The 11,968-nt window shown below is 65.4% G+C and carries 10 protein-coding genes; 5 read left to right on the top strand and 5 right to left on the bottom strand.

The genetic code is table 11. The annotated features are described in order from the left end of the window. Nucleotides 1-71: 71 nt before the first annotated feature. On the bottom strand, nt 72-2,351 hold the full coding sequence (locus D8Z78_RS19225; protein WP_121631716.1) for a methyl-accepting chemotaxis protein: 2,280 nt from the start codon (nt 2,349-2,351) through the stop codon (nt 72-74). Nucleotides 2,352-2,945: 594 nt separating this feature from the next. On the opposite strand from D8Z78_RS19225, the gene D8Z78_RS25060 reads away from it, so the two are divergent. Further along, nucleotides 2,946-3,443, top strand: coding sequence for an Lrp/AsnC family transcriptional regulator (locus D8Z78_RS25060; protein WP_121631715.1), 498 nt, complete (start codon nt 2,946-2,948; stop codon nt 3,441-3,443). A gap of 36 nt (nt 3,444-3,479) precedes the next feature. Here the strand turns inward: D8Z78_RS25060 and D8Z78_RS19235 are convergent, their stop codons facing one another. The 4 genes from D8Z78_RS19235 to D8Z78_RS19250 are packed head-to-tail and all read right to left on the bottom strand — an operon-like array spanning nt 3,480 to nt 7,944. After that, nucleotides 3,480-4,367 carry a PPC domain-containing DNA-binding protein gene (locus tag D8Z78_RS19235; protein ID WP_128910863.1) on the bottom strand — a complete coding sequence of 296 codons (888 nt, stop codon included), beginning with the start codon at nt 4,365-4,367 and terminating at the stop codon, nt 3,480-3,482. Nucleotides 4,368-4,370: 3 nt separating this feature from the next. Beyond that, complete coding sequence (locus D8Z78_RS19240; protein WP_121631713.1) at nt 4,371-5,969, bottom strand: acyl-CoA synthetase; 1,599 nt, start codon at nt 5,967-5,969, stop codon at nt 4,371-4,373. Next, the gene (locus D8Z78_RS19245; RefSeq protein ID WP_121631712.1) at nt 5,966-7,144 is read right to left on the bottom strand and encodes an acetyl-CoA acetyltransferase; all 1,179 of its coding nucleotides are present in this window, start codon (nt 7,142-7,144) and stop codon (nt 5,966-5,968) included. The genes D8Z78_RS19240 and D8Z78_RS19245 overlap by 4 nt, the downstream gene beginning before the upstream one ends. Before the next feature lie 11 nt (nt 7,145-7,155). Further along, on the bottom strand, nt 7,156-7,944 hold the full coding sequence (locus D8Z78_RS19250) for an IclR family transcriptional regulator (RefSeq protein WP_121631711.1): 789 nt from the start codon (nt 7,942-7,944) through the stop codon (nt 7,156-7,158). Nucleotides 7,945-8,179: 235 nt separating this feature from the next. Between D8Z78_RS19250 and D8Z78_RS19255 the strand changes: the two genes are divergently transcribed. From D8Z78_RS19255 to D8Z78_RS19270, 4 genes are read left to right on the top strand one after another with little or no spacing between them, the layout of a single operon-like run. Further along, nucleotides 8,180-9,205, top strand: a complete 1,026-nt coding sequence (locus D8Z78_RS19255) for a TRAP transporter substrate-binding protein (protein ID WP_240672190.1) — start codon at nt 8,180-8,182, stop codon at nt 9,203-9,205. A gap of 50 nt (nt 9,206-9,255) precedes the next feature. Then, on the top strand, nt 9,256-9,792 hold the full coding sequence (locus D8Z78_RS19260) for a TRAP transporter small permease subunit (protein WP_121631710.1): 537 nt from the start codon (nt 9,256-9,258) through the stop codon (nt 9,790-9,792). Continuing rightward, the gene (locus D8Z78_RS19265) at nt 9,792-11,156 is read left to right on the top strand and encodes a TRAP transporter large permease (RefSeq protein WP_121631709.1); all 1,365 of its coding nucleotides are present in this window, start codon (nt 9,792-9,794) and stop codon (nt 11,154-11,156) included. Before D8Z78_RS19260 ends, D8Z78_RS19265 begins: the two co-directional genes overlap by 1 nt. A 10-nt stretch (nt 11,157-11,166) precedes the next feature. Further along, a complete protein-coding gene (locus D8Z78_RS19270) occupies nt 11,167-11,964 on the top strand; it encodes an SDR family NAD(P)-dependent oxidoreductase (RefSeq protein ID WP_121631708.1) in 798 nt (265 codons plus the stop codon). The last annotated feature ends 4 nt before the right edge of the window (nt 11,965-11,968 follow it).

Below are 11,968 nucleotides of genomic sequence, written 5' to 3' on the forward strand. Positions count from 1 at the left end.
CCCGGACCGCGCTGCACAGCCCCGGACATGGACCCGGCCCCGTCGCTGGGCAGCGTGGTCCCCGCCGGGGGTCACGCCGCCCTGTCACCGACGGCGCCGGTCCGCCCCGCGATGGTGTCGATTGTGCGCCCGCCATCATGGAACCGCGAAACAAGTCCGCGCAGGCGCGCGGCCTTGTCCAGCAGCGCCCGCCCGGCCGAGGCGCTTTCGTTCACCATTGCGGCATTTCTCTGCGTGACCTGATCGAGGGCCGCGATCCCGTTGTTGATCTCGCCGATGCCTTGGGCTTGCTCCTTGGTGCTGGCGGCAATGTCGGCGACGCGGTCCGAAACCGAGACGACCTCCTGCAGGATGCCTTGCGTCGCGGCGCCGAGATCAGACACCAGCCGCACGCCATTCTCGACATTGCGGTTCGAGTTGGCGACAAGGGCGCGAATTTCCGCCGCGCTTTCGGAGGACCGCTGGGCAAGGGCGCGCACTTCCGAGGCGACGACGGCAAAGCCGCGACCGACCTCTCCGGCGCGGGCGGCCTCGACCCCTGCATTCAGGGACAGCAGGTTGGTCTGAAAGGCGAGGTCCTCGATCACCTGAATGATGCTGCCGATCTGTGCCGAGGAGGTCTCGATCTCGCCCATGGCCTGCACGGCTTGGCTGCGCACGTCCTCGCCATGCTCGGCCTGATTGCGCGCCGCGCCGATGGCCGCGACGATCTCTTCGACGCTGCGCGCGGTGGAATGGACGCTGTGCGAGATCTCTTCCATCGCGGCGGCGGTCTCTTCGAGCGTGGCGGCCTGATTTTCGGTCCGGGTGGACAGGGCATCGGCCCCGTCGGTCAGTTGCCTTGCATCAAGATCGATGGCCGAGGCGCTGGCGCGCAGTTCGGTGATAATGTCGGACAGGTCCGCCACGGTCGCGTTGAAATCCGCCCGCAAAGGCTCGTAATCGGCGCTGAACGGCTGGTCGATCCGACTGCCGAGATCGCCCTTGGCCAGCCGTTGCAAGCCCTGCTGAAGGCGCTTGACGACCTGCGCCTGTTGCGCCGCGCGCTGCGCCATCTCTTCCTCGACGCGCTTGCCGGCCTCGAGGTCGGCCTTGAACAATTGCAGCGAGCGGGCAATGTCGCCGACCTCGTCCCCGGTTCGGATCTGACTGACATCGGACCGGAAATCGCCCGCCTTGATGCGCTCGACACTGCCGGACAACAGCCGGATGCGGTTGGTAAACAGACGCGCCACCAGAAAGGACAGGGCGACGACCAGCACCATAACAACAATTGTTTGCAGGATCGTGGTGAGCAGAAGATCGCGGGCCGCGGCCAGTGCCTCGGTCTCATCCTGTTCGACGATCAGGTGCCACGACTCGCCCGCCCGGTCGAAGCTGAGCGCTTCTGTCACGACCGGTTGTCCCGACAGCCCGATGACGCCCCGCATATGCGCCTCGCCCTGTTGCGCGGCGACGATGTGGTCGAGCGCGGGAAGCTGTTGCAGGACCTTGTGCCCGCCGTCGTGCCGCGACGCGCTTAGCGCCCGCCCGTCGGAATCGACGGCATAAATTTCACCCGTCTGTCCGAGGACCTTGCTGTTCGACAGGATCTGGACCGGGCGGTCGATATTGATCTGGAGCGCGGCGACCCCGATCCGGTTGCCCTGCCGGTCAAAGACCGGCGCCGCGATGAAGTTGGCGGGTGCGTCGGCACTTGGCGCGTAGGGCGCGAAGCCCGAATAGACGAACGCCCCGTGGTCGAGGTCGCGCGCCCCCCGGAACGCCGCGCCAAGCCCGCTTGGCGCATAGATGCCGTTGGTGAAATTCGTGGCGAAGTCCAGTTCCTTGAAGACCGAGTAGACGATGTTGCCCTGCAGATCGAACAGGAACAGGTCATAATAAGCGCGGTTGCGCTGGAAGGATCGGAAGCCCGGGTGATAGGCGAGATGGGTGGCAGTCCAGCCCGACCCGTCGCGCGCGTCATCCAGCGCGTCCTTGTTGCCGGTCGGGTTGGGATTGGCATGAATATACAGCTCTTGCAGTTGCGCCTGTGCGTCCGCGCCCAGCTCTGCCCATCCCGCGCTGAATTCCACGACCGCCGCCTGCGTCGCGGCGCTGTCGGCCAGCACGGTGATGTCGCGCTCGATCCCGTCGAACCATTCGTTCAGGGCCAGCGACTTCTCCGCCAGCAGGGAGGCGAAGGCGAGGGCGCGCTGCCGTTCAAGCGCCGTTGCGCCCTGCCAATAGCCGAACAGGGACACCGCCAGCGTGATGATCACCGTCGGGATCGCGATTTGCAGGGGCACCTTGAATTTCAGCTTCATCCGTCCGAAGGCCGCGCGGCGATTTGGGCGATGGGGTGTACTCATACCGGGCTCTCCGAATGCCAGACCGAGGCTGGTCTGCTGGAAACGATCCCGGAACAGTCATGAAAAATCGTTGAATTTGTCTAAACATTGAACGATCCCCGGTCGCGCCTGCGCTTGGCGCAGCGGCTTGTCCAGTGGGATGCGTGAGGGTGGGGGGAAGCGTCCTCGTTGCGTTGCGGCCCGGTGCGGCGTGCCGCGTCACCAGCCTGCCGACGGATATTCGAATGACATATCAAGCCGATGGGCCTGCAAGCCATGGTTGCGCCGGGTCGTGTCGAAACCCGCGTTTCGGGGCAGCTGGATACCCGCCAACGGCCCGTATGGAGGTCCACATCCTGTTGCTCCGGGGCGTTTGGACGCCTGTCGGTTCGGGAAGGCTGCCACAGCGCGGCGGGCCGGGGTCGCACGCTGCTCCACGCTGCGATTCGCCCGCGCGGCGCCACGGGCGCCTGCTGCGCTGCGCCGCTGACGGACGAGAGCGCGTCGAAAACGTGCCTTCCCACGGGCGCGGGATGCGGTAAGACCCTCTGGCGGTCGGACGGGTGCAGTCCGGGGCCGCCGCAATCCCGTGTCCAGAACGAAAGCCACGTCCCGGTGAAGAAGACAGCCCTCGACGCCACCGATATCCGCATCCTCAGCGCGGTGCAGGCGCATGGCCAACTCAGCAAGACCCGCCTGTCGGAAATCGTCAATATCTCGGCCACGCCCTGCTGGGCGCGACTGGATCGGCTGAAGGCGGCGGGGTTCATTCGCGGCTATCACGCCGATATCGCGCTCAACCGGGTCTGCGACTTCACGCTGGTGATGGTGACCGTGTCCCTGACCCATCACCGAAAGGCCGATTTCGACCGGTTCGAGGCGTGGGTCGCCCGCCATGACGAGATCACCGAATGCATCGCCACCGGCGGCGGCATGGATTACGTGCTCAAGACGGTGTGTCCGACCTTGTCGGCCTTTCAGGACCTGATGCGGGAGATGCTGGAAACCGATCTGTCGGTCGACCGCTACATGACCTACATCGCGACCCGCGTGGTGAAGGCCGGGCAGCCCAACATCGCCAAGCTGGTCGGCGCGGCGGCCCGGCAAACCTGACGGCCCACGCCTGACCGCGGGCCGGGTCCGGTGGTGTCAGCGGCCCACCACCAGCATTTCGAAGGTGACAAGCACAGGGCCCTGACCACGGGTCAGACAACCGTCGAACAGGTTGCCCGCAGGATCGACACAGGCGAGGGGCAGGGCGGTGCAGACACCGTCGCGCACCATGCACCCCGCATGCAGCAGCACTTCGGAAAGTGGGCTGTGCATGGGCGGGCCCGCGTCGAAGCCAGCCCCGATCAGGCTGCCCAGCCCGTAGATGTCGGCATCCGGCAGCCCGGCCTCTGCACAGGCGGATTCCAGCGTCGAGTGCAGGTCCGCATGGGGGCGCACGGTCAGCAGCGCGGCGTTCATCTCGGCAAAGCAGGTGCGTGGCTCGGGTCGAAACAGCGGGAAATGCGTTTCGGGGTCCTGCGCCACTTCGAGCCGCGCGCCGAAGATCAGCCAAGCCTCGATCGTGCACGCCTCGGCAAGGGTGCATTGATCGTTCAACAGGTGGCCCATGGCGGCGGCACCGTCATGCCACATGGCGTGGGTGTGCAGGAACCACGCGCCGTCCTTGACCCCGACAGAGGCAGTTGCCCGGTCCAGCGTGATCGCCGTGGCCTCGTGCGTGTCGCTGTACCACGCCGCGTGCTGGTCATCGGCGGGACCGTCCGGCATCACATAGCGCATCCGGTCCAGACGAACCCCGTCGAGCAGGGCACAGGCGCCGTCGGCACCTTCCGCCTCGACCGCCTGCGCCACCGCGTCCAGCAAGGTCAGCCCGGCCGGAAGCTGCAGCGTGGCGCGCCGCGCATGACAGCGCGCCAGCGTATGGCGCCCGGCTTGTTCGGGGCCGGGATGGGTGACCCAGTCGCGGCTGTCGCCTTGGGGCATCGGCACGGCGTCCGGCCTGCGGGGGGCGGGAATCGGGCGCATCGCTCAGACCCCCTCGGGCTGGGGCATCAAGCCCCGCGCGGTCAGTTCCTCGCGCACCAGTTTCTTGGTGATCTTGCCATAGGCGGTCTTGGGCATCTCATCGAGGAAGACATAGTAGCGCGGGATCTTGTATTTCGCGACGCGGCCATCGAGCCACGCGCGCAGGGCGCCTTCTTCGACCGTGGCGCCGGGTTCGGGCACGCAGACGCACAGGCCGACCTCTCCCCATCTTTGGTCCGGCACACCGAGGATCGCGACTTCGCTGACGCCATCGATGGTCAGCAGGATTTCCTCGACTTCGCGCGGATAGACGTTGGACCCGCCCGAGATATACATGTCAGACGACCGCCCGGTGATATACAGATACCCCTGTTCGTCCATGTGGCCCAGATCGCCGGTCAGGAACCAGCCATTGCGAAAGGCCTTGGCATTGGCGCCCGCGTCATCGAGATAGCCGGGAAAGACCGCCGGACCGATCACGCAGATCTCGCCGGTTTCATGCGGCGCGCAGATCGCGCCCTTGTCGTCCTGAATGGTCACCATCAGGCCTGTGCGCTCGACCCCGCAGGTGCCGGGTCGGGCCTCGGGCGTGTCCTCCAGAAAGTGGTCCTCGGGGCGCATGACGGTGATCGCGCCGGTGACCTCGCCCAGCCCGTAATATTGCACCAGCACCGGGCCAAGCGCTTGCAACGCGCGCTTTTGATCGGCGCGGTACATCGGCGCGCCTGCATAGATCACGTGGCGCAGGCTGGAATGGTCGAACATCTCGACCGAGGGGTCCTCGACCAGCATCTTGACGATGGTCGGCACGGTGAACATGTTGCTCACGCCCCACTCCTGCACCATCCGCCATGCCTGCGCGGGGTCAAAGCGCCCCTGCGGCAGGATCACGCTTTTGGCCCCGGCGGCGATCTGCGCCATCGCGTGGGCCGCCGCGCCATGGGACAGGGGCGCCACCACCAGCGAGGCATCGCGCGCGGACAGCCCCGGCATCAGGTCGTTCATGTGGTTGAGGATGGTAAAGGTCATCTGACCGTGGGTCAGCACCACGGCCTTGGGCCGCCCAGTGGACCCAGAGGTGAAGAACAGCCAGCAGGGATCGTCGCGGCTGACATCCGCATTCGGGAAATCGGTGCCAAGGTGGCGGTCCACCAAATCCTCGTAGCCATGCGCGCCGGGCAGGTCACCGATGGCGATGACGTGATCCACGAGACCGGCGCAGGCTTCGGCATGGCCGGGAAACGCATCCTCGACGAAGATCGCGCGCGCCTTGGATTTCTGGCACTGGTAAGCGACCTCGTCCGTGCCCTGACGGAAGTTGGCGGGGGCCCAGACCAGCCCCGCGCGGAACACCGCCATCATGATTTCCAGCATCTGGTTGTTGTTGGCCGATTGCACCAACACGGTGTCGCCCTTGGCCAGCCCCAGATCGTGCCGCAGCGCATGGGCCAAGGCACTGACCCGCGCGTCGAACTGCGCCCAGGTCCATGTCTGGTCATCGTAAACGGTCGCCACCGCGTCGGGCTGCTTGCGCGCCTGTTTCGTCAGGAAATAGGCGATGTTCGGGACGCGGGTGCTGCTGGGCCATGCCGTGCCGCTCATTTCACGCGCTCCAGAATCGAGGTGTAATTCGCCACCGCCGCGCCGCCCATGTTGAACACGCCAGCCAGCGTTGCGCCGTCCTTCTGCATCTCGCCCGCCGTTTCGGTCAGCTGCATCGCCGCCATGATATGCATCGACACGCCGGTCGCGCCCAGCGGATGCCCGCGCGCCTTCAGCCCGCCCGACAGGTTCACCGGCAGCTTGCCATCGGCTTGCGTGATGCCGTCGCGGATCACCCGGTGGCCTTGCCCCGGTTCGGCCAGCCCCATCGCCTCGTATTCCAGCATCTCGGCGATGGTGAAACAGTCATGCGTCTCGACCAGATCGAGATCATCGAGCGTGATCGCCGCGTCCTCCAACGCGCCTTTCCACGCCCGCGCCGCCCCGTCGAAGGAATAGGGGGCAGGCCGCCGCGACAGCGCCATGAAGTCATTGGCATGGCTGCGCGCGCGAAAACGCACGGCCTTGCCCATGGTCTCTGCCGTTTCGGCATCGCAGACCACCATCACCGCCGCCCCGTCGGAAATCAGCGAGCAATCGGACCGCCGCAAAGGCCCGGCGACCAGCGGGTTCTTGTCGCTGACGGTGTTGCAGAAGTCGAAGCCGAAATCCTTGTGCATATGCGCCACGGGGTTCTTCATCGCGTTGTGGTGGTTCTTGGCCGAGATCATCGCCAGCGCGTCGGACTGATCCCCGTAGGCCTGAAAATAGCTTTGAGCGATATGGCCGAACACGCCCGCGAAACCGGGGGTGAAGTGCCCCTCTTCCGGCGTGTAGCTGCCCATCAGCATCAGCGCCGCCGCATCCGCAGGCGGGATCGTCGTCATCTTTTCGACGCCCACCACCAGCGCGATCCGGCCCCGGCCAGACTGGACGAAATCCAGCGCGGAATACAGCGCCGCCGACCCGGTGGCGCAGGCGTTTTCCAGTTTCGACGCGGGCACATGCGCCAGTTCCGGCACCGCCATGCCGACCAGCCCTGCCTCGAACGCCTGCGGGACAAAGCCGCCGTTGAACGTGCCGACAAAGATGCCGTCGATATCGGCGGCGGTGATCCCGGCATCCTCCAATGCGGCGGGGACGGTGGCCTTGATCAGGCTTTCGGTATCGGGACAGTCGTCCAGCTTGCCGAATTTGGAATGCGCCCAGCCGATCACGCAGGGTTGGTGTGTCATGGTCGTCTCCTTCAGGTGGGGCGTTTGGGGTGCAGGCGCGCCTCTATGCGGGCGGCCTCGGTCTTCAGCATGTCGGCCAGTTCGGGTTGGCGGTCCGGGGTCATGCGGCTGTCGATGGCGGCGATGGACACCGCGCCAAGCGCCGCGCCCGAAGCTCCGCGCACCGGCACGCCGATGGCCCATGAATTGGCGACATACATGCCGGGGTTCAGGCTCCATCCCCGGGTGCGGGCGATGGCCAGTTCGCCGTGCAGAAAGGCGTCGTCGAAGCCGGGGAAATGCGTCGCGCGTTCGGCGCGGGTGGCGTCGAGCACCTCTTGCGCCTCGGCCTCGGGCAGGGCGGACAGGATGGCCATTGCGCCTGCGCCGACGCCCAAGGGATGCCGCGCGCCCGGTTGCAACACATGGGTGCGAATCGGAAACGCGCCCTCTTCGCGGTGCAGGCAGACCGCGTGCGCGCCGCGCCGGATCGAGATGAAGCTGCTGTCGCCGCTGGCATCGGCCAGCCTCAGCAGGCTGTCCATCGACACATCGAGCAGCGTGTGCCGCCGCGCCGCGCTGGTGCCCGCGATCAGGCATTCCGGGCCGGGATAATAGCCGCCCTCGGCGCTTTGCTCGACATAGCCCGACCGGATCAGCGCCAGCAGAATGCGCCGCACGGTGGGGCGCGACAGGCCGGTTTCGCGGGTCAGCACAGGCATCGGCACCTCATCGCCACCCTGCGACGAGATCAACGACAGCAGCATCAACGCCCGGTCGATGCTTTGGCTGCCTGCGGCTGATTTTCCCTGCATATCCATATTATGGACATCCTCCTGAAAATATTTATGGCGGGCATGGGTTGCAAACTCAAGCGAAAACCATGTTGCACCGCAGCGATGAATCTGGGTTTACAGTCGGCAAATCAAAAACCTATCCTACACCCAGAACGCATATCCATATTGTGGATGCATCGGGAGTCCGGTCGGGGCGCATCACGCCGCTCTGGCAAGGGAACGAAAGGCCGGGCAACCGGCGCAGAGTGGAGGAGAAACCATGAAACGCACCCTGATGGCAGCCGTCGCTGCCGCAACGCTGACCTTGCCCGCCCATGCGCGCGACATCGAGATGCAGTCGATCTATCCCGGCACGCTGCCGCTTTTGGGCTCGTCCGGCGCGGAACTGGGCGGGCGCGTGTCCGCGATCACCGGCGGCGAGCTGAACTTCGTCTTCCGCAATCCGGGCGAGATCGTTGCGGGCAACGAGATCTGGGACGCTCTGTCCACCGGCGCCATCGAGGCGGCGTGGTACAGCCCCGGTTTCGCCGAAGGCGTGGTGCCGAGCGCCTCGCTGTTCACCGCCTTCCCCTTTGGCCCGGATGTGCGCGAATATACCGCGTGGTGGTACAATGGCGGCGGCTACGAGCTGTGGAACGAGATTTCCGCCCCCTACAACATCCATTCGGAACTATGCTCGATCCTCGCCCCCGAGGCGTCCGGCTGGTTCAAGGAGCCGATCAATTCGCCCGAAGACCTGAAGGGCAAGAAGATGCGGATCTTCGGCCTTGGCGCCGCCGTCATGGAAAAGCTGGGCGTGGCCGCGCAGTCCATGCCGCCCGCCGACACCATGAGCGCTCTGAATCTCGGCACCATCGACGCGGCCGAGATGTCCTTCCCGGCGATCGACTATGCGCTGGGCATGTATGAGCACGCCAAGCACCTGTATTTCCCGGGCTGGCACCAGCAGACCTCGCTCATCGTGTTCATGATGAACACCGACAGCTGGAACGCACTGTCCGACCGCGACCGCGCCGCCATTCAGGAAGTCTGCGCCGGCAACGTTGCCCGCACCACCGCGCAGGGCGAGGCCATCGAACTGGAGCCGCTGGCCAAGATGCAGAACGATCACGGCGTGACCGTGCATCGCTGGTCCGACGAGATGTTGCAGACCTTCTCGGACACCTGGGACGAGGTCGTGGCCGAAAAGACCGCCGAAAGCGCCGAATTCAAGCGCGTCTGGGACCACATCCAAGCCTTCCGCACCGACTACGCCCAGTGGAAAGATCTGGGCTACGTCGACTGACCTGACCCGCGTGCGAGGGGAAACCCTCGCGCGCAACCTCGGAGGCCCCCATGCAAACCTGCCTGACCCTGTCCCGCTGGCTGGCCCTGCCATGCCGGTGGTTTGCCGCCCTGTGCGGGGCGCTTTTGCTGATCCTCGCGGCGGTGATCTTGTATGACGTGATCGGACGGCGCTTTTTCATGACCGGGTCGTTCAAGCTGCAAGAGCTGGAATGGCACCTGCATGGCGCGATTGCAGTGCTGGGCTTCGGCTATGCCTATCTGAAGGACGCGCATGTGCGCATCGACATCTTTGCCGAGAAGATCGGCGAGCGTCGCCGCGTCTGGTGGGAGCTGGTCGCGATTGTTCTCTTCCTGCTGCCGTTCATGGGCTTGCTGCTGTGGTACGGCTATGACTTTGCCGAGCGGTCGTTCCTGCGCGGCGAGACCTCCAATGGTGGCGTCGGCCTGTCGCATCGCTGGATCATCAAGTCGACCATCCCGCTGGCGGCCCTGCTGACGATCCTTGGCGGCCTGTCCGTTGCGCTGCGCTGCATCGTGACGCTTTACCGGCCCGACCTGCAACCGACCCCATTCGAGGCCGACTGATGGAATACCTGATCGACTTTTTGCCGGGCTTCATGTTCCTGGCGCTGATCCTTGGCCTGTTCTCCAGCCTGCCGGTAGGGATCATGCTGATGGGCGTGACGCTGATCTTCGGCGTGATCGCGCTGAGCCTTGGGGAAATGCGCGCCGCCCAGATCACCCTTCTGCCCAACCGCATCTATGGCGGCATCATCGAGAATCCGGTTCTGGTCGCGGCACCCATGTTCGTCTTCATGGGGCTGGTGCTGGAAAAGACCCGCGTCGCCGATGACTTGCTGATCGCCCTGCAAAAGCTGCTGCGGGTGGTGCCGGGTGGTCTGGCCTTGGCGGTGACCTTGGTGGGTACGATTCTGGCGGCGGCGACCGGCATCATCGGCGCATCCGTCGTCATGCTGACCGCTCTGGCGCTGCCGACGATGATCGCGCGGGGCTATTCGCCCTCGCTCGCCGCAGGCACCATCGCCAGCGCCGGGACGCTGGGCATCCTGATCCCGCCTTCGGTCATGCTGGTCTTCATGGGAGATCTTCTGACGCTGAACCTTGCCAAGCTGTTCGTCGCCGCGCTTCTGCCGGGGCTGGTGCTGGCGGGGCTGTATCTGGTCTATATCGTCGTGATCGCGGCGCTGCGCCCCGAGATGGCCCCCAAAGCCCCCCGCGACGGGACCGAAAAATTCGACGGCTGGGGCGAGATCGTCCTGTCGCTGGGCCTGCCTTTCCTGCTGATCGTTGCGGTGCTCGGCTCGATCCTTGGTGGTATCGCCACGCCGACTGAGGCGTCCGGTGTTGGCGCGGTCGCGGCGCTGATCCTTGGGCTGGTCCGCGGGCGGCTGAACTGGACGGCGCTGAGCAGTGCCATGGACGGATCGGTGCGCACGATTTCCATGCTGTTCTTCATTTTCGTCGGCGCGACGGCGTTTTCCTATGTCTTCCGCCTGATCGGGGGCGAGCATTTCATCGTCACCACCGCGCGCAGCCTGTCATTCGGCGACTGGGGACTGCTCATGATGATGATGGTCATGATCTTCATCATGGGATTCTTCTTCGACTGGATCGAGATCACGCTGATCATGCTGCCGATCTTTGCGCCGATCGTCAAAACCATGCATTTCGGCGACCATGTCGCCAGCGCCGACATGATCTACTGGTTCGCGATCCTCGTGGCGGTGAACCTGCAAACGTCCTTCCTGACGCCGCCTTTCGGCTTTGCGCTGTTCTATCTCAAGGGGGCGGGCGGCGCGCATATCACCATGGCGCAGATCTATCGCGGGATCATTCCATTCGTTCTGGTGCAGCTTGGCGCGTTGGGGCTGTTCCTGTGGCAGCCGCAGATTGTGACATGGCTGCCCGGTGTCCTGCTTGGCAATTGAGGGTTCAAAGATGTTCGACCTGACCGATCACGTCGCTTTGGTGCTGGGCGCGGGCTCCTCTGGCCCCGGCTGGGGCAATGGCAAGGCCGCCGCCGTGGCCTATGCCCGCGCGGGCGCGGCTGTGGCCTGCGTCGACCTGAACACCGCCGCCGCCGAGGAAACCGCCCATATCATCGAGGCCGAGGGCAACCGGGCGATTGCCCTGACCGGCAACGTCGCCATTGAGGAGGACATCGCTGCCGCCATCGCCGCCACGCGCGACGCCTTTGGCCAGATCGACATCCTGCACAACAATACTGGCATCACGCCCTTCGGCGGGCCGGTCACGATGAAGCTGGAGGACTGGGACCGCGCGATGGACGTCAACGTCAAAAGCGTCCTGCTGTCCACCCGCCACATCCTGCCGCATATGGAAGAGCGCGGCTATGGCGTCATCACCAACATCTCCTCGGTCGCGGGCATCCGTATCTCGGGCTATGACATGGCGGCCTATGCCACGTCGAAGGCGGCGGTGAACCACCTGACGCGCGCCATCGCCCTGCAATACGCGCCCAAGGGCATCCGCGCCAACGCGATCCTGCCCGGCCTGATCGACACGCCGCTGGTGCGCCATGGCGAGGGGTTCAAGGGCCATCACGGCGACGCCGAGAAACAGATGGCCGAGCGCGACGCAATGAGCCCCACCGGCAAGATGGGCGATGCATGGGACGTGGCCCATGCGGCGGTGTTCCTCGCCTCGCGCGAGGCGAAATACATCAACGGCGTGCTCTTGCCCGTGGATGGCGGCCTGTCCTGCCGCGCGCGCTGAGGCG

It is taken from the genome of Tropicibacter alexandrii, assembly GCF_003667315.2.
GTDB lineage: Bacteria > Pseudomonadota > Alphaproteobacteria > Rhodobacterales > Rhodobacteraceae > Tropicibacter > Tropicibacter alexandrii.